A 23,204-nucleotide genomic window follows, 5' to 3' on the forward strand; every position below is an offset into this window, starting at 1 on the left:
GATGGCGACCGCTGCCGAAATCGAAAGACAGGCCGAGGCGCGCGACGTCAGGAACCGCTGGTTTCTGTCGGCGCCGGCGCTGACCATCATCTTCCTTGCGGCCTCCGGCCCGCTGTTGATCGTGCTGGTCTATTCGTTCCTGACGCCCGGGCCCTATGGCGACGTCGTCTGGAAATTCTCGACCGAGGGCTGGGTCTCGGTCTTCCTCGAGCGCGACATCTTCGACGACACGCTGTCTTTTGCCAGCGCTCATCTCACCATCTTCTGGCGCTCGCTGAAGCTCGCGATCATGGCGACCGTGGCGACGCTGATCTTCGGCTTCCCGACCGCCTATTTCATAGCCACGCGGTCGGAACGGACGCGCGACATCTGGCTGTTTTTGATCACCATCCCGTTCTGGACGAACCTCCTGATCCGCACCTTCGCGGTTCTGCAGGTCATCCGCAACGAGGGCATCATCAACACCGCGCTGATCAATCTTGGCATCACCGACCAGCCGATCCAGATGCTCTATACCGACTTCGCCATCATGGTCGGCATGACCTATGTCTACCTGCCGCTGATGGTGCTGCCGCTCTATGCCAGCATGGAGAAGCTCGATTTCCGCCTCGTCGAGGCCGGCTACGACCTCTACGCCACGCGCTGGCAGGTGCTGCGCCGGATCATCTTCCCGATGGTCAGGCCCGGCGTGATCGCCGGATCGATCCTGGTCTTCATCCCCGCCATCGGCGCCTATGTGACGCCAAGCGTGCTCGGCGGCGGCAAGAACATGATGTTCGCCAACCTGATCGAGCTGCAGTTCGGACAGGGGCGCAATTGGCCGCTGGGGGCAGCACTGTCGATCACCGTCATGGCGATCGTGATGGTGGCGCTGCTGGTCTATGTCCGCAATACCTCCTCTTCGGAGGCGCGTCATGGCTAAGCGCTTCTCGATCCGCCAGCAGACCGGCTTCACCGCCATTGCGGCGACCTGCTTCGTGCTGCTCTACCTGCCGATCGTCGTGCTGGTCGCCTATGCCTTCAACGAATCCACTTCGGTATCGGAGTGGGGCGGCTTCTCGCTGCGCTGGTTCGTGTCCGCATGGAACAACCAGCAGGTCATCGACGCGTCGTGGCGCTCGCTTCAGATCGCCTCGGCGGCGGCAGTGATGGCGACGATCGCCGCCACCATGGCGGCGCTGGCGACGACCAGGACGCGGCCCTATCGCGGGCTGACGCTCAAATACGCCTTCATCAACCAGCCGCTGATGGTGCCGGAAATCGTCACCGGCGTGGCGCTGCTGATCTTCTTCGCCCAGATCAAGATCGCCACCGGCTATTCGGGGTTGGGTTATCTGATCGCTGCGCATACGGCGTTCTGCATCCCCTTCGCCTATCTGCCGATCAGGGCGCGGCTCGAGAACATGGACCTGACGCTCGAGCGTGCGGCGGCCGATCTCTACGCCACGCCATGGAAGGCATTTCGCCGGGTGACGCTGCCGCTGCTGTGGCCGGGCATCATCGCCGGGCTGATGCTTGCCTTCGTCATCTCGCTCGACGACGTGGTCATCACCGAGTTCGTCAAGTCGGGCGGCCAGGATACCTTGCCGACCTACATGCTGGGGCAGATCCGCCGCGGCATCACGCCGGAGGTCAACGCGATCTCGACCGTCTTCCTGCTCTTGTCGGTCGTCATCGTCACGCTGTTCTTCTTCATGAGCAGGAAACGCGACTAATCAACGGGAGGGAAATGATGAATCTGAAATCCATGTCGATGGCAGTCGGTCTGGCGCTGCTGGCTTCGACCAGCCTCGCCTCGGCCGAAGGCGCACTCAACATCTATAACTGGGGCAACTACATAAGCCCCGACATGATCAAGAAGTTCGAGGCAAAGTACGACGTCAAGGTCACGGTTACCGACTACGACTCCAACGACACGGCACTTGCCAAGGTGCGCCAGGGCGGCCACGGCTTTGACGTCGCCATGCCCTCGCAGACCTACATCCCGATCTGGATCAAGGAAGGCCTCGTGCTCGAGACCCGTCCCGACCAGATGGAGAACTTCAAGAACGTCATGCCCGAGTGGAAGGATCCGGCCTTCGATCCGGGCCGCCACTACACCGTGCCGTGGGCGCTGGGCACCGTCGGCGTCGGCGTCAACACCGACTTCTACAAGGGCGACATCAATACCTGGAAGATCATCTTCGATACGCCCGACGAGCTGAAGGGCAAGGTCAACGTGGTTCCCGAAATGAACGACGTGATCCATGCTGCGCTGAAATATGTCGGCGCGCCGCAGTGCTCGGGCGACAAGGAAGTGCTCAAGAAGGTGCGCGACGTGCTGGTCGCGGCCAAGCCGAACTGGATCGCCATGGAGTACAACACCATCGAGAAGATGGGGGCGGGCGACTTCAAGGCGACCAGCGACTGGAACGGCTCGGTGCTGCGCCAGCGCCTGAACAACCCGGCCATCCACTACGGCTATCCTGTCGAGGGCTTCCAGCTCTGGAGCGATAACGTGGTGGTGCTCAAGGACGCCAAGAACGTCGAGAACGCCAAGCTGTTCCAGAACTTCATGATGGACCCGGAAAACGCGGCGATGAACTCGGCCTTCCATCGCTATGCCAACGGCATCTCGGGGTCCGAGAAGTTCATGCCGGCCGACATGACGTCGGCTCCGGAAGTGGTCATACCGGAAGAGTTCAAGAAGAACGGCGAGATCCTCGAGACCTGCGCGCCAGAGGTGCAGCAGCTCTACACCAAGATCTGGACCGAGCTTCAGAAATAAGCCGGCGCATACGGCGCTTGGCCAAAATCATGACAGCCGGGGGCGGCGAAGATCGCCTCCGGCCGTCACGGGCGCTTGTTCGCCGCCCGCAGACGGCATCGCGGACACTAAAAGGAGTACTACAGTGAACTTGAGAATGTCCGCCGCCACCGCGGCCCTCGCGCTGCTGGCCGCAACCGGCCTCGCCCGCGCCGAAGGGGAACTCAATATCTACAATTGGGGAAACTACACCAACCCGGACGTCATCAAGAAGTTCGAGGAGAAGTACAACGTCAAGGTGTCCGTAACCGATTACGACTCCAACGAGACGGCACTTGCCAAGGTGCGCCAGGGCGGCAGCGGCTTCGACATCGTGGTCCCCTCGCAGACGCACCTGCCCATCTGGATCAATGAAGGCCTTCTGCTCGAGACCAATCCCGGCGGCATGGAGAACGCCAAGAACATCGCCCCGGAATGGGCCAATCCGAGCTTCGATCCCGGCCGCAAATATTCCGTGCCGTGGGCTTGGGGAACCTTTGGCATTGTGGTCGATACCAGCGTCTACAAGGGCGACATCAATAGCTGGAAGATCATCTTCGACACGCCGGACGAGCTGAAGGGCAAGGTCAACGTCGTTCCGGAGATGAACGACCTGATTACGGCCGCCGTCCATTATGCCGGCGGCGAGCAGTGCACGACCGACAAGGAAGTGCTGAAGAAGGTGCGCGACCTCCTGGTTGCCGCCAAGCCGAACTGGGTCGCCATGGAATATGGCGCCGTCGACAAGATGTCGGCCGGCGACTTCAAGGCTTCGAACACCTGGAACGGGGCCGGGCTGCGTATCCGGCTGGCGCGCCCCGAAGTGAGCTTCGGCTATCCGAAGGAAGGCTTCACCTATTGGAGCGACAACGCCGTCGTGCTGAAGGACGCCAAGAACGTCGAGAACGCCAAGCTGTTCCAGAACTTCATCATGGATCCGGAAGTGGCCGCAGGGCTGTCCGCCTTCCACCGCTATGCCAACGGCATCGCCGGGTCGGACAAGTTCATGCCCGCCGACATGAAGGATGCGCCGGAGATCGTCGTTCCGGAGGAAAGCAAGCCGCACGGCACGTTTGCCCTGATGTGCTCGCCGGAGGCAGACGCGCTCTACACCAGGATCTGGACCGAGTTGCAGAAGTAGGTTTTTGATATCTGGGCCGGCGTTCCGCGCCGGCCCATCTGCTTACAGCGCCGCGCGTCCTTTCGGACGCGCAAAGGACGCTGTAACACTTTGAATTTGTGCATGATCCTTTCCGAAAATCGATCCCGATTTTCGGGGTCATGCACTAGGCCGCGTGGGGTGCGCCATGGGTTCCTACCGCAACAACGAAAACGTGCCGCCGATCATGCAGGGCTCGCCGCCGGCGATGCCGCTGCCGCGCACTTCGTGGGATGAGCCGCCATGGAACCGCTGGGCATTCCAGCATGTCCGCGAGATCGTGCCGACCGTTGAAGTCTGGCGAGGCGAGGGCCCGGTGCGCGCCCTGCCGCGCGCGGAAACAAATCTCGACCAGTTGTCGGTGACCGACAGCGAGGGCCGGCCGACGACGCTCGCCGGCCTGCTCGACGAGACCTATACCGACGGCTTCCTGGTGCTCAAGGACGGCAAGATCGCCTATGAGCGCTATTTCAACGGCATGACGCCGCGCACGCCGCATCTGTCGCAATCGGTGGCGAAGTCGGTGACGGGAGCCGTGTTCGGTATTCTCGCCGGCCGCGGCGTCGTCGATCCGAACAGGCTGGTGACCGACTATCTGCCCGAACTGGCGGCGACCGGCTGGAAGGGGGCGAAGCTGAGCCACGTCCTCGACATGACCACGGGCGTGCGCTTCGGCGAGGCCTATACCGACCCCTATTCAGACATCGGCCAGGTCGATGTCGCGTCAGGTTGGAAGCCGGTTCCTTCAGGAACCGATCCGGCGTTCAAATGGCCGGAGCATGTCTTTCAACTGATCCTCGGCCTGACCGAAACGACGCGGCCGCATGGCGAAGCGTTCGAATATCGCTCGATCGAGACCGATGTCTTGGCCTTCGTCATGGAGCGCGCGACCGGCAAGCGGCTGGCGCAACTCGTCTCCGAGGAGCTGTGGCAGAAGATCGGCGCGGAGGAGAGTGCCTACTTCACCGTCGACAGCGCCGGCTATGCGCTAGCCGACGGCGGCTTCAACGCGTCGCTGCGCGACTATGCCCGCTTTGGCCAGACGATCCTCGAGGACGGCGCCGGTATCGTGCCGGCCGACTGGATTGCTGAGACGCGCAACGGCGTGCACGGCTCGAACTACAGCGCTTCCATGCCGGAAGGCAGCTACCGCAACCAGTTCTGGATCGAGGATCCGCGTTCGCGCGCGCTGATGTGCCGGGGCGTGTTCGGGCAGTTGATCCATATCGACTGGGACAGCAGGATGGTGACGGTGAAGCTGTCGACCTGGCCCGATTTCACCTCCGTCGCCTATTCGGTGGCGACGCTCAAGGCGATCCACGCGATCGCCGACGCACTCGCCTAGATCATCACCAGCAGGAAAATACCATGACGTCTTCCACCGCGTTCGAACGCACATTCGGTTTTGCCCGCAAGGACGTGGCCCTCGGCAACTGGCGCGAGCAGCCCTTCAATGGCTGGGCCTTCCAGAACGTTTCGGAGATGGTGCCGAGCGCGCGGATCGCCGCGCGCGAGGGCAACCTGGAAGCGGCACCGGTCGACCTCGGGGGCCTGCTTTCGGAGACTGTCGAGCTCAACGGCAAGAGCGAGACCGTTTCAGCTTTCCTTGAGCGCTCGTCGACCGATGCGCTGGTGGTGATGAAGAAGGGCCATTTCGTCGGCGACTGGTTCGCGCCGAGGATGAAGCCCGAGGCACGGCACATCATCTTTTCGATCTCGAAGTCGCTGACGGCGATCCTCGCTGGCGGCCTGGAGGGCGAGGGCAAGCTCGATCCGAACGCGCCGGTGACCGATTACGTGCCCGAAGCGGCAGGCTCGGTCTATGCGAGTGCAACGGTGCGCCATGTGCTCGACATGACCGTCAGCCTCGATTTCGAGGAAGCCTATCTCGATCCCGAGAGCCTGTTTGCCCGCTATCGCCGCGCGACGATGTGGAACCCCGGTGGCGGCGCGGAATCGCTGCGCGAATTCATCGTGTCGCTGCAGCAACTGGACGAGCCGCACGGCCAGACCTTCCGCTACCGCTCGCCCAACTCGGACCTGCTCGGCATCATCGTCGAGCGCGCCTCAGGTGTGCGCTATGCCGAGCTGATGTCGCAAAAACTCTGGCGGCCTCTTGGTGCCAAGCGCGACGGCTTCGTCACCGTCGACAGGGAAGGCACCGCACGTGCGGCGGGCGGCATCTCGGTCGCCGCGCGCGACCTTGCCCGTGTCGGCGAGATGATGCGGCAGGGCGGCACATCAGAGGGTGGGCGGATCGTGCCGCAGGCCTGGGTCGAGGACACCATTCATGGCGGCGATGCCCAGGCCTGGCAGCGTGGCGATATGGTCAATCTGTTCGCCAACGGGCGCTACCGCAACAAGTGGTACCAGAGCGGCAACAGCACGAATGCCTATTGCGGCATCGGCATTCATGGGCAGTGGCTCTATGTCGACCAGAAGGCCGAGGTGGTCATCGCCAAGATGTCGTCGCAGGCGCTGCCGGTGGACGATCCGCTCGATCTCGATTGTGTGGCGTTCTTCGAAGCGATCTGCGCGCGGGTGTGAGGGCTACGCGATCTCGCGCAAAATATGATCGTGCAGCAGTTGCGCGGTCGGTGACAGCGTCCGGCCGCGCACGGTGATCAGGCTGTAGGGCTGGACGTTGATGTCGAAGGCGATCGGCAGGATTTCGATCGCCCCGGCCAGCCCGCTTTCGCTGTTGACGAACCTGGCCACGTCGATGGCGATGGGAGCGATGGCGTCGGACTGTGCCACCATCACCAGCGTCAGCAGCAGCGACGAGGTGTTGAGGATGCGGTCGGGCATGCGCACGTTACGGCTCATGAAGATGCCCTGCACGGTCTGGCGCAACAGCGAGCCGCCGGGCTGAAACACCCAGTCGAACTCGGCGAGGCGCTCCAGCGCCACGGTGCCTGTGCCGGCAAGCGGATGTCCGCGGCGGACGATCAGGCAGGCCTTCTCGATGCCTATGATGCGGCTTTCGAACAGGCGCGGGTCGAGATCATCAGGGATGCGGGCGATGATGAAGTCGTGGCGCGAGGCGAGCAGTTCGCGCGCCAGCACGGCACTCGTCTCGACCTGCACACTGATCTCGATCCGGGGATAGCGCTGGCGGATCTTTCGAATCGCCGGCACGGCGAGGTCGATAGCGGGCGCGGTCACCGCGCCGATGTTGACGGAACCGCCCTTGCCGGATTTGAGATCAGAAATCTCGCGGTCGACCTGCTGCATTTCGAGCAGGATGGCGCGGCCGCGGCGGGCAAGGGCGGCACCATATGGCGTCAGCCTGATGCCTCGCGGCAGCCGCTCGCAGATCTGTACGCCAAGGATGTCCTCGATCTCGGAGATCATGCGCGAGGCGGCCGGCTGCGACATGTTCATGACCTGGGCGGCGGCGCTGATCTGGCCGTGGTCTTCGAGGGCGACGACCATGCGCATGTGGCGCAGCTTGAGGCCGCTACGCAGGAGCGTTTCGCTCTCGCTTGGCCGCAGGCTTCCCGGGGACCTGACGTCGATTGGCATGTCGACCATGGCTGGCTTCCTCCCTCCCGCGCCGGCAGTGACCAGAACCATATCAGGAATGATATGGCATGCGCCAGAAATAGCATTTGACTGTTATGTCTGCCTCCATGAGGCTTGATGGCGTCGCGGGTTCGATGCCGCCCGGCCGGGAGCCGGAGCATCGAGCGGAGGAAGCGCAGGGCTCGCGATCGTTTGGGAGGAAGGCACATAATCTGGCTTTGCCGCGCCGTTCATGGCGGGGCCACGCGCGAGCAGTCGCGTCCGCGCGCCGGCACTTCACAAGGGAGAGAGAAGGTGAAGATCATTAAGACGTTCGTGGCCGCTCTGACGGTCAGCCTGGCCGCCATGTCGTATTCGGCCCACGCCCAGGACAAGGGTACGGTCGGCATCGCCATGCCCACCAAGTCCTCGCTGCGCTGGATCAGCGACGGCAACGAGCTGGTCAACGCATTGAAGGCCAAGGGCTACAATGCGGACCTGCAATATGCCGAAGACGACATCCCGAACCAGCTCGCCCAGATCGAGAACATGGTGACCAAGGACGTCAAGGCGCTGGTTATCGCCTCGATCGACGGCACGACGCTGTCGGCCGTCCTCCAGCAGGCCGCCGACAAGGGCGTCAAGGTCATCGCCTATGACCGCCTGATCCGCGACAGCCCCAATGTCGACTTCTACACCACCTTCGACAACTTCAAGGTCGGCGTGCTGCAGGCGGAATCGCTGCTCAAGGGCCTCGGCTATCCGGAAAAGGCCGGGCCGTTCAACGTCGAGTTGTTCGGCGGCTCGCCCGACGACAATAATGCCTTCTTCTTCTACGACGGCGCCATGAGCGTGTTGCAGCCGCTGATCGACAAGGGCACGGTGGTGGTCAAGTCGGGCCAGACGGGCATGGAAAAGGTCGGCACGCTGCGTTGGGACGGTGCTGTCGCGCAGGCCCGCATGGACAACATCCTGTCGGCCAACTACTCCGACGGCAGCCGTGTCGACGCGGTGCTGTCGCCTTATGACGGCCTGTCGCGCGGCATCATTTCGTCGCTGCGCGGCGTCGGCTACGGCACTGCCGACCAGCCGTGGCCGATCGTTTCGGGCCAGGATGCCGAAGTGCCTTCGGTCAAGGGCATCATCGCCGGCGAACAGTATTCGACCGTGTTCAAGGACACGCGCGAACTGGCCAAGGTGACCGCCAACCTCGTCGACGCCGTTCTCTCGGGCGGCAAGCCGGAGATCAACGACGAGAAGACCTACAACAACGGCGTCAAGGTGGTTCCGTCCTACCTGCTGGTGCCGGTGGCGGTCGACAAGTCGAACTACGAGCAGATCGTCGTCGGCTCTGGCTACATCAAGGCCGAAGAGTTGAAGTAAGTCGGCCTTCGCGGGCCACGCCCTTTCCCCGCCATGCGGGGGGAGGGCAGACCGGAGGCGTTTGCTTCTTTCCAGAACTGCGGCAGACTGCACGAAGCGGCGGTTGCCCCAATCATTGCCGGATCGAGAGTTCGGATGACGGACACAACAATCCTCGAGATGCGCGACATCACCAAGACGTTTCCCGGCGTCAAGGCGCTGCAGAACGTCAATCTCGATGTCCGCGCCGGCGAGATCCACGCCATCGTCGGCGAGAACGGCGCCGGCAAATCGACGCTGATGAAGGTGCTGTCCGGCGTCTACCCTTACGGTGAATATTCCGGCGAGATCCGCTACATGGGCCAGGAGTGCCGTTTCGGCGGCATCCATGACAGCGAGCGCGCCGGCATCGTCATCATCCACCAGGAGCTGGCGCTGGTGCCGCTGCTGTCGATTGCCGAAAACATCTTCCTCGGCAACGAGCAGGCGCACTACGGCATCATCGACTGGAACCTGGTGCGCAGCCGTGCGGCCGAACTGCTCAAGCGCGTCGGCCTGCGCGAGGACCCCGATACGCTGATCACCAATATCGGCGTCGGCAAGCAGCAACTGGTGGAGATCGCCAAGGCGCTGTCGAAGGAGGTCAAGCTCCTGATCCTCGACGAGCCGACGGCGAGCTTAAGCGAAAAGGACAGCGACGCGCTGCTGGCCCTGCTGATCGAATTCAAACAGCGCGGCATCGCCTCGATCCTGATCTCGCACAAGCTGAACGAGGTCTCCAAGGTCGCCGACCGCATCACCGTGCTGCGCGACGGCCAGACCATCGAGACACTGGACCCGCACGAGATCAGCGAAGACCGCATCATCACCTCGATGGTCGGCCGCACGCTGGAGGACCGCTATCCCAGCCGGACGCCCAGCATCGGCGAGACCATTTTCGAGGTGAAGGACTGGGTGGTGCATCACCCCGTCCATCCCGACCGGCAGATCATCAAGGGCGTCAACCTCCATGTCCGCAAGGGCGAGGTGGTAGGCATCGCCGGCCTGATGGGGGCGGGGCGCACGGAATTCGCCATGAGCGTTTTCGGCAAGAGCTATGGCACCCGGATCAGCGGCGAGGTCCTTGTTCATGGCAAAAAGGTCGATGCGTCGACCGTTGGCAAGGCGGTTGCGCACGGGCTCGCCTATGCTACCGAGGACCGCAAGACCTTCGGCCTCAACCTGATCGACACCATCAAGCACAACGTGACCATCGCCAACCTCGGGGCAGTGTCGCACGGGGGCGTGCTCGATGACATCGCCGAACTGAACGCGGCCAACGACTACCGCAAGAAGACCAATATCCGCTCGTCCAGCGTCTACCAGAAGACCGGCAACCTTTCCGGCGGCAACCAGCAGAAGGTGGTGCTGTCGAAGTGGCTGTTCGCCAACCCCGAGGTTCTGATCCTCGACGAGCCGACGCGCGGCATCGACGTCGGCGCCAAATACGAGATCTACACGATCATCAACAGGCTGGCCGGCGAGGGCAAGGGCATTTTGGTGATCTCGTCGGAGATGCCCGAACTGCTCGGCATCTGCGACCGCATCTATGTGATGAACGAAGGGCGCATCGTCGGCGAGATGGCCGGCCACGAGGCGAGCCAGGAAAAGATCATGCGCGCCATCGTGCGCGGGGAGGCAAGGGCATCATGAGCACGGACACGGCAACGCAGGCGAACAGACCGGCCAATGCCGCGGCAAGCTCCGCCTGGAAGAGCAACTTGCGCGACTACGGGCTGGTGCTGGCGCTGATCGCCATCATGGTGTTCTTCCAGTGGCAGACGGCGGGCGTGCTGTTCAAGCCGGTGAACCTGACCAACCTGGTGCTGCAGAACAGCTACATCATCATCATGGCGCTGGGCATGCTTTTGGTCATCGTCGCCGGCCATATCGACCTGTCGGTCGGCTCGGTGTCGGGCTTCATCGGCGCGGTGGCGGCGGTGCTGATGGTGCAATACGGCATGAACCCGCTTCTGGCGGGCCTGCTGTGCCTGATCGCCGGCGGCGTCATCGGCGCGAGCCAGGGCTACTGGATCGCCTACATGAAGATCCCGTCCTTCATCGTCACGCTCGCCGGCATGCTCGTGTTCAAGGGGCTGTCGCTGGCGCTGCTCGGCGGCAAGTCGGTGGGGCCGTTCCCGGCCGAGTTCCAGCTGCTCAGCGCCGGCTTCATTCCCGATGTTATCGGGCCGATCACCATTGCCGGGGTGAAGCTGCATTCGACGACGCTGGTGATCGGCGTAGCGATCGTGGCGGCGATGCTCTTTTTCGGCATCCGCAGCCGCGCCAGCCGCGAGAAGCATGGCTACGAAGCGGAGCCCTTCGCGCTGTTCGTCGCCAAGAATGTCGTCATCTCGGGCATCGTCCTGTTCCTCGTCTACATGATGGCGTCCTACAAGGGCCTGCCCAATGTGCTGATCGTGATGGGCGTGCTGATTGCGCTGTTCGTCTTCATCACCAAGCGCATGACGCTCGGCCGTCGCATCTACGCCATGGGCGGCAACGAAAAGGCGGCGAAGCTGTCCGGCATCAAGACCGAGCGGCTGACCTTCACCATTTTCATCATCATGGGTGTGCTGTCAGCGCTGGCCGGGCTGATCTTCGCCGCGCGCCTCAACACGGCGACGCCGAAGGCCGGGCTCGGCTTCGAGCTCGACGTCATCGCCGCCGTCTTCATCGGCGGGGCTTCCGCCATGGGCGGCGTCGGCCAGGTGGCGGGCGCGGTCATCGGCGCCTTCATCATGGGCGTCATGAACAACGGCATGTCGATCATGGGCGTCAACATCGACTGGCAGCAGGTGATCAAAGGGCTCGTGCTGCTCGGGGCGGTGGTGTTCGACGTCTACAACAAGAACAAGGCATGAGCTGCGGGAGCGGCTGACGGCGGCGCGGGAGGCGCGCCCCGCAATCTGGAAGGCAGGGAATTGGACGCGCGGCGGGAAGTCGTTTCGCGCGCGAGGAAGGATTTCGCCGCTTGCCGGGCACAGAGCCGGGCGGGGCGGATGAAAGGAGTGTCAAAAATGCTGATGTCCCAGATAGTCTCCGCCGACGGCAAGGGCCGGGTGGTGGTGCGCGAGGGCGAGATCGCGCGGCTGGTCAATGACGCCAAGTCGATCTACGCACTCGCACTGGAGGCGGTGCGCGCCGGGACCTCGCTCGCCACCATCGTCGCCGACCGCGGCCTTGGCGAGACGGTCGACCTCAAGGCCGCCTACATGGCCGGCCAGTTGCTTTCGCCCGTCAGGCACCCGGACCCGGCGCATCTGCATCTCACCGGAACGGGGCTTACCCATCTTGGCTCGGCGGCGACGCGCGACAGCATGCACAAGAAGCTCGCCGCGGACAGCGAGGAGGCGCTGACCGACACCATGAAGATGTTCCGCATGGGGCTCGAAGGCGGCAAGCCGGCACGCGGCCAGGCGGGCGTGCAGCCGGAATGGTTCTACAAGGGCAACGGCACGATGGTGGTCGGTCCCGGCAAGGCGCTGGTGTCGCCGCATTTCGCGCTCGACGCCGGCGAGGAGCCGGAGATCGCCGGCATCTACCTGATCGGCGACGACGGCACGCCCTATCGCATCGGATTTGCGCTGGCCAATGAGTTTTCCGACCACGTCACCGAGCGCATCAACTATCTCTATCTCGCCCATTCCAAGCTCCGGAACGCCTCGTTCGGGCCGGAAATCCTGGTCGGCGAACTGCCGGCGGACGTGCGCGGCGCCTCGCGCATCATTCGAGCCGGCAAGACCATCTGGGAAAAGCCGTTCCTGTCGGGGGAGGCCAACATGTCCCACGCAATCGCCAATCTCGAGCATCATCATTTCAAGTATGGCGTGTTCCGCCAGCCGGGCGACGTGCACGTGCACATGTTCGGCACCGCCACGCTGTCCTTTGCCGACGGGGTGAAGGCCGAGGCGGGCGACGTGTTCGAGATCGAGGCGGAGGCGTTCGGCCTGCCGCTGAGGAATCCGCTGAAGCTGGCGCGGACGACGGCGCCGGTGGCCGTGCGGGCACTGTAGGTGCCTCGAAAATCAGGTGAGGCCGGCCTGCAAATGGCGAACGCCCAGGGAGCGAGACGATGAGCGATGAGATGATGGGGCGATACCCGAGCCTGAAGGATCGGCCGGTGCTGATCTCGGGCGGAGCGACCGGCATCGGCGAGGCGCTCGTCCGGGCCTTTGCCGGGCAGGGCGCCAGGGTCGGCTTTGTCGACCTGGCCGAAGCCGAGGGCACCGCACTGGCGGACGAGCTGAACGCCGCCGGCGGCACGGTTGCCTTTCGCGCCTGCGACATCACCGACATCGAGGCCTATCGCGCGGCCATCGCCGCAATCGAGGCGCTGCACGGGCCGACGCTGGCGCTGGTCAACAACGCCGCCAACGACACCCGCCACGACTGGCGCGATGTGACGCCCGACTATTTCGACGGCCGCGTCGCGGTCAACCTGCGCCACGCCTTCTTCGCCATCCAGGCGACCGCACCCGGCATGATCGCGGCGGGCAGGGGCTCGATCGTCAATTTCGGCTCGATCGGCTGGATGAAGGCGTCGGGCGGCTATCCGGTTTATGCCGCGTCCAAGGCCGCGGTGCACGGCATGACGCGCTCCTTTGCCCGCGACCTCGGCAAGCACGGCATCCGCGTCAACACGCTGGTGCCCGGCTGGGTCATGACGAAACGCCAGCTCGACCTCTGGGTCGACGATGCGGCGAATGCCGAGATCGACAAGGCGCAGTGCCTGTCGGGTCGCGTGATGCCCGACGATATCGCGCGCATGGCGCTATTCCTCGCCGCCGACGATTCCAGGATGTGCACGGCGCAGAATTTCGTCGTCGACGGCGGCTGGGTGTAGGCTGGCTTACTCGACAGTCGAAAACCGATATTCGGTGACCTGCGAGTAGACCTCGCCGGGCCGCAGCACGGCGCTTGGGAAATGCGGGTGGTGGATGGCGTCGGGAAAGCGCTGGGGCTCAAGGCACAGCCCACCGTGGCGGACGGGTGCGATGCCCCCGCGCAGCGGCGGGGTGACCGGCAGATGAACGCCGTCGTAGAACTGCAGGCCGGGTTCGGTAGTCCAGAGATCGAGCCGGATGCCGGAGCGCGGGCCTTCAAGGCGGGCAGCGTGCCACGGCTCGGGCGCGGGCTGCATGGCAAGCACGAAATTGTGGTCGTAGGGCCGATGGTCGCCGTCGGGCTCGTTGCGCACGGCGCGCAACTCGCGGAAATCGAAGTCGCCGCCGTCCACCGCCAGCACCTCGCCGGTCGGGATGTTCTGGGCGTCGACCGGGGTGTAGGCCTCGGCGGCGATCTTTAGCCGGTGGTCGAGGATCGAGCCTGAGCCGTCGAGATTGAAATAGGCATGGGGTGCGAGGTTGACCAGGGTGGGCGCGTCGGTGCGGGCTCCGAGCGCAATGCGCAAACGGTGGGCATCAAGCGAGTAGCGGCAAGTAGCAACAACCTTGCCGGGATAGCCCTGGTCGCCGTCGGACGAGGTCAGGCCAAGCAGGACCGAGCTCTGGTTGCTGTCGACGATCGTCCAGTTGCGGCGGAAGAAGCCGTCCGATCCTCCGTGGAGATGGGTGCGGCCGGCCTCGTTGAGGTAGAGCTGGTAGACACGCCCATCGAGCGAAAAGCGTCCGTCGGCGATGCGATTGGCGCAGCGGCCGGCGATGGCGCCGAAATAGCCGCCATGGCCGAGGTAGCTGTCGAGATCGTCGAAGCCGAGGATGACAGAGCGCGGGCCGGCAGGTGTTGCAACGATCAGGTCGGCGAGCGTCGCGCCGAAGGTGAGCACCGTGGCCTTGAGGCCGTCGGCCGAGATCGAGATGGCCTCGACCGCCGATCCACCTGGCATTTTCCCGAACTCGCGGACCGGCATTTTCACACTCCCTAACGCCCGGTTACAGCGCCGCGCGTCCTTCTGGATGCGCAAAGAACGCTGTAACACTTTGAATTTGTGCATGATCCTTTCCGAAAATCGATTTCGATTTTCGGGGTCATGCACTAGCGGGCGGGAAACAGTGTCATCACTGCCGGCCAGACGCCAGTGCGGAAAGGTTTAAAACACGACCGTCCTGTGGCCGTTGATGACCACGCGGGATTCCAGATGGTACTTCACGGCGCGTGCAAGCACCCGGCTTTCGATGTCGCGGCCGGCGGCCACGAAGTCCTCCGCGCTCATGGCATGGGTGACGCGCTCGGTCTCCTGTTCGATGATCGGGCCTTCGTCGAGGTCTGAAGTGACGTAGTGGGCGGTGGCGCCGATCAGCTTGACGCCGCGTTCATGCGCCTGGTGGTAGGGCTTGGCGCCTTTGAAACTCGGCAGGAAGGAGTGGTGGATGTTGATGGCGCGGCCATACAGCCGCTTCGACAGGCTGTCGGAGAATACCTGCATGTAGCGGGCAAGGATGACCAGCTCGGCGCCGGTCTCGTTGACCAGCGCAAGCAGCTTGGCCTCCTGCTCGGCCTTGTTGTCCTTGCCGACCGGCCAGCAATGATAGGGGATGTTCTCGATCTCGGCGGTGCGGCGGCTGTCCTCATGGTTGGAGACGATGGCCGCCACCTCGGCGTTCAGCCAGCCGACGCGGATCTGGTAGAGAAGATGCAGCATGGCGTGGTCGAACTTGGACACCATGATGATGATCTTCGGCTTGCGGGCCTGGTCGGCCAGCGCGGTCTTCATGCCGAAACGGTCGATCGGCGATTTGAGCGAGCGCTCGATGTCTTCGCGTGCCAGTCGCTCGGGTGCCGCAAAGGCGATACGCATGAAGAAACGGTTGCTCTGACGGTCCCAGAACTGGCTGCTTTCGGCAATGTTGGCGCCGATTGCCGCGAGCTCGGTGGTGACGGCGGCGACTATTCCCGGTTTGTCGTCGCAGGACAGCGACAGCACATAGTTTCGTTCCGACATGGCATTTCCGTATGTTGCTCGTTTGCGTCCGCGAGATCGAATCCGCAGCGCGCTCGAATGATCTAGTACCAACGCAACGGCATGTCAGCCCAAAGGCGCAGCTTATATTGCGAGCAGGCTCTTGAGCTTGATCGAAGCCGAGGCCAGTGCCTGCGGATCGGGCCGCGCTGATTTCGCAATCAGCATCTCGGCGAGACGGATGTCGCGGGCAACCGCATTGTCCGGACCGATGCCGCTAGCGGCGATCAGACGGCCGTCGCCCTTGAGGTGGAACAGGATGAAGGCGTCGTCGGCGACGTCGCGGCAAACCGTCGTCTCGCCCTCGTCGGGTAGGCCGGCGATCTGCAGGGTGAGCCCGTACTGGTCGGACCAGAACCACGGCACGCTTGCATGCGCCTCTTCGGCGCCGAGCATGTTGCGTGCGGCGAGCGCGCCGTGTTCCTGGGCGCTGCGCCAGGCCTCCAACCGCACGCGGCGGCCGTCATAGATGGCGAGCGGGAACGAGCAGCAGTCTCCGGCGGCGAAGATGTGCGGGTCGGAGGTGCGCAACTGGGCGTCGACCGCAATTCCGTTGTCGAGCGCGAGGCCGGCGTTCTCGGCAAGGCCAGTGACGGGAACTGCGCCGATGCCGATGATGACGAGGTCGGCCGCAACCTGCTTGCCGCTTGTAAGCGCGATGCGGACGTTGGTGCCGCTGTCCTCGATCGCAGCGATGCCGTCGTTGCAGATGATGTCGACGCCCTGGTTGCGGTGGGTGGCGTGAACCACCTCGGCGATTTCCGCCGGCACGCCGCGCATGAGGATGCGCGGCTGGGCTTCGAGGACCGTGACCGATGCACCGAGCTTGCGGGCGGAGGCGGCGAGTTCAAGGCCGATGAAGCCGCCGCCGACAATGGCGATGCGACTGCCTTCGCGTAGATGGGCGCGGATGGCGAGCGCGTCGTCGAAGGTGCGCAGATAGACGCAGCGTGCTCCCGGGCCCGGCATCGGCAGCTTGCGCGGGACGGAACCTGTTGCGATCAGCAGCTTGTCGTAGGCGATATCGGTAGAATTGGCGAGGCGAACGGACCGGTTAGCGCGGTCGATCGAGGTCGCGGAGGTCGAGCCAAGCAGGTCGATGCGGTGCTCGGCGAGCCTTGCCGCATCCGCGATGGCCTTGATGGCCGGCGCCTGTTCGCTGGTCATCGCCTCCTTGGATAGCGGCGGCCGCTCATAGGGCAGGTGCGTCTCTGCGCCGACCAGCGTGACTTTGCCATCGTAACCGGCTTCGCGCAGGGCGAAGGCCGCGCGCGCGCCGCATTCTCCGGCCCCGATGATGACCATTCCCGCTGTCATGGATTTCTGCCCAACTCGATGAAGACCTTTCCGGCTTCGACTCTGCCGGTTTGTCATTCCAGGACAGCGACAGCAAGTAGGTTCTCTGGTTTCCGGTGCGCGCGGAATCCGAAAGCGCTGTCAGGGGCGGGGCAGATGGATAACTTTCATGGGCAACAATTCGGGCGCAGCGCGGCTTTGACTGGATGGTGTGGAACGGCGTATAGCGACGTCCAGAAATTTGGAATGTATGTTCTGAATTGGATTGACTTGAGGAGGAGACCTGCCGATGCCCGCTCTCAATTTCGCGCTCAACCACATGGCGGCGCCCACGCTTTCGCCCGGCGATTTCTTCGCGCTGAGCCGCAAGCTGGGCGTCCGGGACGTCGAAATCCGTAACGATCTTGCCGGCAATGCCATCGTGGACGGGACGCCGGCGGCTGTGGTCAGGGCGCTTGCAGTCGAAAATGGAATATCCATCGCGAGCATCAATGCGCTGCAGCGCTTCAACGAGTGGAATGACGCACGGCAGGCGGAAGCAGTCGAACTCGCCGACTATGCGCGCGATGTCGGTGCCCGGGCCCTGGTGCTGGTGCCGGTCAATGACGGCTCGGGGCAGGGCGACGGCGAGCGCCAGCGCAATCTCAGGACCGCACTTTCGGCACTGAAGCCCATCCTGTCGGATCGCGGGATCACCGGTCTGGTCGAGCCGCTCGGCTTCGAGATCTGCTCGCTGCGTTCCAAGCGTGAGGCGGTCGAGGCGATCACCGCTATCGACGGAACTGCCACGTTCAGGATGGTCCACGACACGTTCCATCATCACCTCGCAGGCGAGTCGGAGCTTTTCCCTGAGATGACCGGCATGGTGCACATCTCGGGCGTCGACGATCCGGCCCTGCGCGTGTCCGACATGCGCGACCCGCACCGCGTTCTGGTCGATGCCGGCGACCGGCTCGACAATGTCGGCCAGATCCGCGCGCTTGTTGCGGGCGGCTATGCCGGGCCGCTCTCGTTCGAGCCGTTCGCGCCCGATGTACATGGTCTTGCCGATCCAGTGGTCGCGCTCGCCGCAAGCATGGATTTCATCCGCTCGCGTTTGTGACTGCCGGGCGGCCTTGGCGGCATTTAGCAGCCGTTAAACGGAATATCCCTTGACGCTGACCCTGCATATGGAATAAAAATTTCATCTATAAAAATCACGGCCCGAACATTCTGTATTGGGCCGGATCACTCGGGAGACGGGCGGCACACCGACATCGCGGAGGAGCGATGGTGCCATCCGTGGATATAGGCCTTCGGCGCAGCCGCGGGCTTCCGGTACTGTGGGGTGCAGCCGGGCACCATCGTGGAGGAGAGTAATCATGAAGAAATATCTGCTCGGCGCCGCGCTGTCGGCGTTGATGACCGGATCGGCGTTTGCCGGCGACATCGGCGTCAGCATGGCCAATTCCGACACCTTCCTGACCGTCCTGCGCCAGGGCATTGAAAAGGCGGCGGCCGGTGCCAGCCAGCCGGTCGTCATCGAGATCGCCGACGACGACGTCAACAAGCAGCTCAGCCAGGTGCAGAACTTCATCGCCGCCAAGGTCGACGCGGTGATCGTCAACCCGGTCGACACGTCGGCCACCGCGCCGATGACCAAGCTCGCCAACGACGCAGGCATCCCGATTGTTTACGTCAATCGCCAGCCGATCGACATGGACAAGCTCGGCAAGGGCGCTTTCGTCGGTTCGAACGAGGTCGATTCCGGTACGCTCGAGACCAAGGAGGTCTGCCGCATGCTCAAGGAAGCCGGCAAGACCGAGGCGGGCATCCTGATCATGGTGGGTGACCTCGCCAACCAGGCTGCCGTCATGCGCACCAAGGACATCCATGACGTGAACGCCGGCAGTGAATGCGGCGTCAAGCTCAACGTCATCGACGAGCAGACAGCAGGCTGGGATCCGGTCAAGGCGCAGGACCTGATGACCAACTGGATCGCCGCCGGGCACAAGCCCGACGCCGTCATTTCCAACAATGACAACATGGCGATCGGCGCCGTCAACGCGATGAAGGCGGCCGGTTGGGACATGAAGGACGTGATCGTTGCCGGCGTCGACGCGACCCAGGAAGCGCTTGCCTACATGAAGGCCGGCGACCTCGACGTCACCGTGTTCCAGAACGCGGCGGCGCAGGGCGGCGGGGCCGTCGACACGGCCATGAAGCTCGCCAAGGGCGAAGCCGTGGCCTCGCCGGTCTGGGTTCCGTTCGAGCTGGTCACCCCGGCCAACATGGACAAGTACACGGCGAAGAACTGACGATCGTTTCGCCGGGAAGCGCTGCCCGATTGAGGCGGCGCTTCCTGCGTCGTGATATGATCCCATCGCCGCCTGAACCGGGTCTGGGAGGACTGAGCGGTATGCAGAGCCCTGCAGCGCCGGAGGCTGCGCGCGAAATCGTCGCCGAGCCTGATAATGGCTACATTCTCGAGGTCGAGAACGTCCGCAAGGAATTTCCCGGCGTTCTGGCGCTCGACAACGTACAGCTCAGGCTGAAGCGGGGCAGCGTGCATGCGCTGATGGGCGAGAACGGCGCCGGCAAGTCGACGCTGATGAAGATCGTTGCCGGCATCTACACACCCGATTCCGGCAGCTTCCGACTGCGCGGCAAGGACATCCGGCTGAAAGGTCCGCTCGACGCGCTCGAGCACGGCATCGCCATGATCCACCAGGAACTGAACCTGATGGCGCCGATGACGGTGGCCGAGAACATCTGGATCCGCCGCGAGCCGACGACGCGTTTCGGCTTCGTCGACCACGCCGCGATGCACCGAAAGACGGCCGAACTGTTCAAGCGCCTCAACATCGACATCGACCCGGACGTGCAGGTCGGCACGCTCAGCGTCGCCAACCGCCAGATGGTCGAGATCGCCAAGGCGGTGTCCTACGAATCCGACGTGCTGATCATGGACGAGCCGACTTCGGCCCTGACCGAGCGCGAGGTCGAGCACCTGTTCACCATCATCCGCCGCCTGAAGGCCGAAGGCAAAGGCATCATCTACATCACCCACAAGATGAATGAGCTGTTCGAGATCGCCGACGAGTGTTCGGTGTTTCGCGACGGCAAGTACATCGCCACCAAGTCCTCGCATGAGGTGACGCGCGACGACATCATCAAGATGATGGTCGGGCGCGAAATCACCCAGATGTTCCCGAAGGAAGAGGTGCCGATTGGCGACGTCGTGCTCTCGGCCAGGGGGCTTTCGCTCGATGGTGTGTTCAACGACGTGTCGTTCGACCTGCGCTCGGGCGAAATCCTCGGCATTGCCGGGCTGGTCGGCTCGGGCCGCTCCAACATCGCCGAGACGATCTTTGGCGTCACACCGGCGGATGCCGGCAGCATCGAACTGTTCGGCAAGCCGGTGCGCGTCGACAGTCCTGCGACCGCCATGAGCCATGGCATGGCGTTCCTCACCGAGGACCGCAAGGAAACCGGCTGCTTCCTCCTGCTCGACATCCAGGAAAACACCCAGATCGCGGTGCTGCAGTCTGGCTACGTCAAGAACGGCTTTGTCCAGCAGAAGCAACTGGCCAGGGATTCGATGGACATCAGTGCTGCATTGCGGGTGAAGACACCCGACATGGCCGAGCCGATCATCAACCTGTCCGGCGGCAACCAGCAGAAGGTGCTGATCGGCCGCTGGCTGCTGACCAAGCCGAAGATCCTGATCCTCGACGAACCAACGCGCGGCATCGACGTCGGCGCCAAGGCCGAGATCCACCGGCTGATCTCCCAGCTCGCCGGGGAGGGCGTCGCGGTGATCATGATCTCGTCGGAGATGCCCGAGGTTCTGGGCATGAGCGACCGCATCATGGTGGTTCACGAGGGCCGGGTGACCGGCTTCCTGGACCGGGCGGAGGCCAGCCAGGTCAAGATCATGGAACTCGCGTCGCACTGATCGACGCCAACAAGTTTACAGGGTGGAAGAACCATGTCGACGAACGAGATAGCGGGATCCGCAAGCGTCATAGGCAGCAAGAAGCGCCTGCCGCCGGAGGTCTCGATCCTGGGCGTGCTGATCGGCATCGCCATTGTATTCGAGATCCTCGGCTGGATCTTCGTCGGCGACAGCTTTCTGGCCAACAAGCAGCGCCTGTCGATCATCATCCTGCAGGTTTCGGTGATCGGCATCATCGCGGTCGGCGTCACCCAGGTCATCATCACTGGGGGCGTCGACTTGTCGTCGGGCTCGGTCGTCGGTCTGTCCGCCATGGTGGCGGCAAGCCTCGCCCAGACGGCGGCCAATCCACGCGCGGTCTATCCGTCGCTGACCGACATCTCGCCGATCTGGGCGATCCTCGCGGGTCTCGCCGTCGGGCTGATTGCCGGCGCGATCAACGGCACACTGGTGGCGAGAACGAAGATACCGCCGTTCATTGCCACGCTCGGCATGATGGTGTCGGCGCGTGGTCTCGCCAAGTGGTACACGCTCGGCCAGCCGGTGGCTCTGCTGGACGATAGCTTCACCTGGTTCGGCAAGAGCTTCAACATCCTGGGCTTCCCGCTGCCGCTGCCGGTGATCATCTTCCTGGTCGTGGCGGTCATCTTTCACATCGCGCTCGGCTACACCCGCTACGGCAAGTTCACCTATGCCATCGGCGCCAATCCGCAGGCGGCACGCGTCTCGGGCATCAATATCGGCGGCCATCTGATCAAGGTTTACGCCATCGCCGGCCTGCTCTCGGGCCTCGCCGGCGTGGTGACGGCGGCGCGCGCCGCCTCGGGGCAGCCGGGCATGGGCGTGGCCTACGAACTCGACGCGATCGCGGCGGCGGTCATCGGCGGCACCTCGCTGTCGGGCGGTGTCGGCCGCATCTCGGGCACGGTGATCGGCACCATCATCCTTGGCGTGATGACTTCCGGCTTCACCTTCCTCAAGGTCGGTGCCTACTATCAGGAAATCGTCAAGGGCATCATCATCGTGACGGCCGTGATCATCGACCAGCACCGCCAGAACCGACGCAAGAAGGTTTGAACCAACAACGAACCGTCCGATCCCCGTCGCGGGCGATTCGCAACTCCTCCCATCGTGAAGTTTCGGCCCGGACGGCGCGGGTCAATGAAATGAGGTTGTCATGACAGTTCGCTTTGCAGTCCTCGGCGCAGGCCGCATCGGCAAGGTTCACGCCAAGGCGGTGGCGTCCAATCCGCAGGCCAAGCTCGTGGCGGTGGCGGATGCCTTCGAAAAGGCAGCGAACGATCTCGCAGCAAGCTATGGCTGCGAGATTCGCTCCATCGACCAGATCGAGAAGGCTGCTGATATCGACGCGGTGGTGATCTGCACGCCGACCGACACCCATGCTGACCTGATCGAGCGCTTCGTGCTCGCCGGCAAGGCTGTGTTCTGCGAAAAGCCTATCGACCTCGACGCCACCCGTGTCGAGAAGTGCCTGGCGGTGGTCGAGAAGGCAGGCGGCACGCTGATGGTCGGCTTCAACCGCCGCTTCGATCCGCATTTCGCCGCCGTTCGCAAGGCGATCGACGACGGGGCCATCGGCAAGGTCGAGCAGGTGGTGATTACCTCGCGCGATCCGGGCCCGCCGCCGGCCGAATACATCACCCGTTCGGGCGGCATCTTCCGCGACATGACCATCCACGACTTCGACATGGCGCGTTTCCTGCTCGGCGAGGAGCCGGTGGCGGTGACGGCGTCGGCCTCGGTGCTGGTCGACAAGAAGATCGGCGAACTCGGCGACTATGATACCGTCAGCGTCATTTTGGAGACCGCCAGCGGCCGGCAGTGCGTCATTTCCAATTCGCGCCGCGCCACCTATGGCTACGACCAGCGCATCGAGGTGCACGGCTCTGATGGCATGGTCGCGGCGGAGAACCAGCGCGCCGTGTCGATCGAGGTGGCGAACGCGATGGGCTACACCCGCCCGCCGCTGCACGACTTCTTCATGACCCGCTACACCGAAGCCTATGCCGCCGAGATCGCGGCCTTCATAGCCTCGGTGACCAAGGGCGCCAAGGTTTCGCCTGACGGCAAGGACGGGCTGGTCGCGCTGCAACTGGCGGATGCCGCGCTGAAGTCGGCCAAGGAAGGCAAGACGGTTCGCCTGTAGGGCTGTCTGCAGGGCATCGCCATCCCGGGCTCG

20 protein-coding genes are annotated in these 23,204 nt (G+C 63.7%); 16 read left to right on the plus strand and 4 right to left on the minus strand.

The features are described 5' to 3' along the window. Window position 1 precedes the first annotated feature (1 nt). From ABSY17_RS08235 to ABSY17_RS08260, 6 genes are all read left to right on the plus strand, one after another. Entirely contained in the window at window positions 2-922 is a 921-nt protein-coding gene (locus tag ABSY17_RS08235; RefSeq protein WP_378949092.1) for an ABC transporter permease, read from the plus strand. After that, window positions 915-1,715 (plus strand): ABC transporter permease, encoded by an 801-nt coding sequence (locus ABSY17_RS08240; protein ID WP_378949095.1) that lies wholly within the window; start codon window positions 915-917, stop codon window positions 1,713-1,715. The genes ABSY17_RS08235 and ABSY17_RS08240 overlap by 8 nt, the downstream gene beginning before the upstream one ends. A 17-nt stretch (window positions 1,716-1,732) precedes the next feature. Continuing rightward, complete coding sequence (locus ABSY17_RS08245; protein ID WP_378949098.1) at window positions 1,733-2,767, plus strand: extracellular solute-binding protein; 1,035 nt, start codon at window positions 1,733-1,735, stop codon at window positions 2,765-2,767. Between the two features lie 136 nt (window positions 2,768-2,903). Further along, window positions 2,904-3,926, plus strand: a complete 1,023-nt coding sequence (locus tag ABSY17_RS08250; protein ID WP_378952509.1) for an extracellular solute-binding protein — start codon at window positions 2,904-2,906, stop codon at window positions 3,924-3,926. A 166-nt stretch (window positions 3,927-4,092) separates the two neighbouring features. Further along, window positions 4,093-5,289, plus strand: coding sequence for a serine hydrolase domain-containing protein (locus tag ABSY17_RS08255; RefSeq protein ID WP_378949101.1), 1,197 nt, complete (start codon window positions 4,093-4,095; stop codon window positions 5,287-5,289). 23 nt (window positions 5,290-5,312) lie between these two features. Next, window positions 5,313-6,491: a serine hydrolase domain-containing protein gene (locus ABSY17_RS08260; RefSeq protein ID WP_378949103.1), complete on the plus strand. Its 1,179-nt coding sequence runs from the start codon at window positions 5,313-5,315 to the stop codon at window positions 6,489-6,491. A 3-nt stretch (window positions 6,492-6,494) separates the two neighbouring features. Here ABSY17_RS08260 and ABSY17_RS08265 read toward each other — a convergent pair whose 3' ends face one another. Continuing rightward, window positions 6,495-7,478 (minus strand): LysR family transcriptional regulator, encoded by a 984-nt coding sequence (locus ABSY17_RS08265; protein WP_378949106.1) that lies wholly within the window; start codon window positions 7,476-7,478, stop codon window positions 6,495-6,497. Between the two features lie 336 nt (window positions 7,479-7,814). Between ABSY17_RS08265 and chvE the strand changes: the two genes are divergently transcribed. The 5 genes from chvE to ABSY17_RS08290 all read left to right on the plus strand — a co-directional run bounded on the left by chvE (window position 7,815) and on the right by ABSY17_RS08290 (window position 13,695). Next, complete coding sequence (chvE, locus tag ABSY17_RS08270; protein ID WP_378952512.1) at window positions 7,815-8,831, plus strand: multiple monosaccharide ABC transporter substrate-binding protein; 1,017 nt, start codon at window positions 7,815-7,817, stop codon at window positions 8,829-8,831. Between the two features lie 135 nt (window positions 8,832-8,966). Further along, entirely contained in the window at window positions 8,967-10,502 is a 1,536-nt protein-coding gene (gene mmsA / locus ABSY17_RS08275; protein WP_378949109.1) for a multiple monosaccharide ABC transporter ATP-binding protein, read from the plus strand. After that, window positions 10,499-11,713, plus strand: a complete 1,215-nt coding sequence (gene mmsB / locus ABSY17_RS08280; protein WP_378949112.1) for a multiple monosaccharide ABC transporter permease — start codon at window positions 10,499-10,501, stop codon at window positions 11,711-11,713. The genes mmsA and mmsB overlap by 4 nt, the downstream gene beginning before the upstream one ends. A 156-nt stretch (window positions 11,714-11,869) precedes the next feature. After that, on the plus strand, window positions 11,870-12,865 hold the full coding sequence (gene araD1 / locus ABSY17_RS08285; protein ID WP_378949115.1) for an AraD1 family protein: 996 nt from the start codon (window positions 11,870-11,872) through the stop codon (window positions 12,863-12,865). Between the two features lie 59 nt (window positions 12,866-12,924). After that, window positions 12,925-13,695: an SDR family NAD(P)-dependent oxidoreductase gene (locus ABSY17_RS08290; RefSeq protein ID WP_378949118.1), complete on the plus strand. Its 771-nt coding sequence runs from the start codon at window positions 12,925-12,927 to the stop codon at window positions 13,693-13,695. 6 nt (window positions 13,696-13,701) lie between these two features. Here the strand turns inward: ABSY17_RS08290 and ABSY17_RS08295 are convergent, their stop codons facing one another. The 3 genes from ABSY17_RS08295 to ABSY17_RS08305 form a co-directional block, all read right to left on the minus strand. Then, the gene (locus tag ABSY17_RS08295; RefSeq protein ID WP_378949121.1) at window positions 13,702-14,697 is read right to left on the minus strand and encodes an aldose epimerase family protein; all 996 of its coding nucleotides are present in this window, start codon (window positions 14,695-14,697) and stop codon (window positions 13,702-13,704) included. Between the two features lie 204 nt (window positions 14,698-14,901). Further along, on the minus strand, window positions 14,902-15,753 hold the full coding sequence (gene purU, locus ABSY17_RS08300) for a formyltetrahydrofolate deformylase (protein ID WP_378949124.1): 852 nt from the start codon (window positions 15,751-15,753) through the stop codon (window positions 14,902-14,904). A gap of 102 nt (window positions 15,754-15,855) precedes the next feature. After that, window positions 15,856-17,088, minus strand: a complete 1,233-nt coding sequence (locus ABSY17_RS08305) for an NAD(P)/FAD-dependent oxidoreductase (RefSeq protein ID WP_378949127.1) — start codon at window positions 17,086-17,088, stop codon at window positions 15,856-15,858. A 268-nt stretch (window positions 17,089-17,356) separates the two neighbouring features. On the opposite strand from ABSY17_RS08305, the gene ABSY17_RS08310 reads away from it, so the two are divergent. The 5 genes from ABSY17_RS08310 (at window position 17,357) to iolG (ending at window position 23,171) form a co-directional block, all read left to right on the plus strand. Next, a complete protein-coding gene (locus tag ABSY17_RS08310; protein ID WP_378949130.1) occupies window positions 17,357-18,169 on the plus strand; it encodes a TIM barrel protein in 813 nt (270 codons plus the stop codon). A gap of 259 nt (window positions 18,170-18,428) precedes the next feature. After that, a complete protein-coding gene (locus ABSY17_RS08315) occupies window positions 18,429-19,364 on the plus strand; it encodes a substrate-binding domain-containing protein (RefSeq protein WP_378949133.1) in 936 nt (311 codons plus the stop codon). 101 nt (window positions 19,365-19,465) lie between these two features. Then, window positions 19,466-21,004, plus strand: a complete 1,539-nt coding sequence (locus ABSY17_RS08320; protein WP_378949136.1) for a sugar ABC transporter ATP-binding protein — start codon at window positions 19,466-19,468, stop codon at window positions 21,002-21,004. A gap of 33 nt (window positions 21,005-21,037) precedes the next feature. After that, on the plus strand, window positions 21,038-22,081 hold the full coding sequence (locus ABSY17_RS08325; protein WP_378949139.1) for an ABC transporter permease: 1,044 nt from the start codon (window positions 21,038-21,040) through the stop codon (window positions 22,079-22,081). A gap of 100 nt (window positions 22,082-22,181) precedes the next feature. Continuing rightward, entirely contained in the window at window positions 22,182-23,171 is a 990-nt protein-coding gene (iolG, locus tag ABSY17_RS08330) for an inositol 2-dehydrogenase (protein ID WP_378949142.1), read from the plus strand. Window positions 23,172-23,204: the final 33 nt, after the last annotated feature.

The organism is Mesorhizobium sp. ANAO-SY3R2 (genome assembly GCF_042466635.1).
Taxonomy (GTDB): domain Bacteria; phylum Pseudomonadota; class Alphaproteobacteria; order Rhizobiales; family Rhizobiaceae; genus Aminobacter.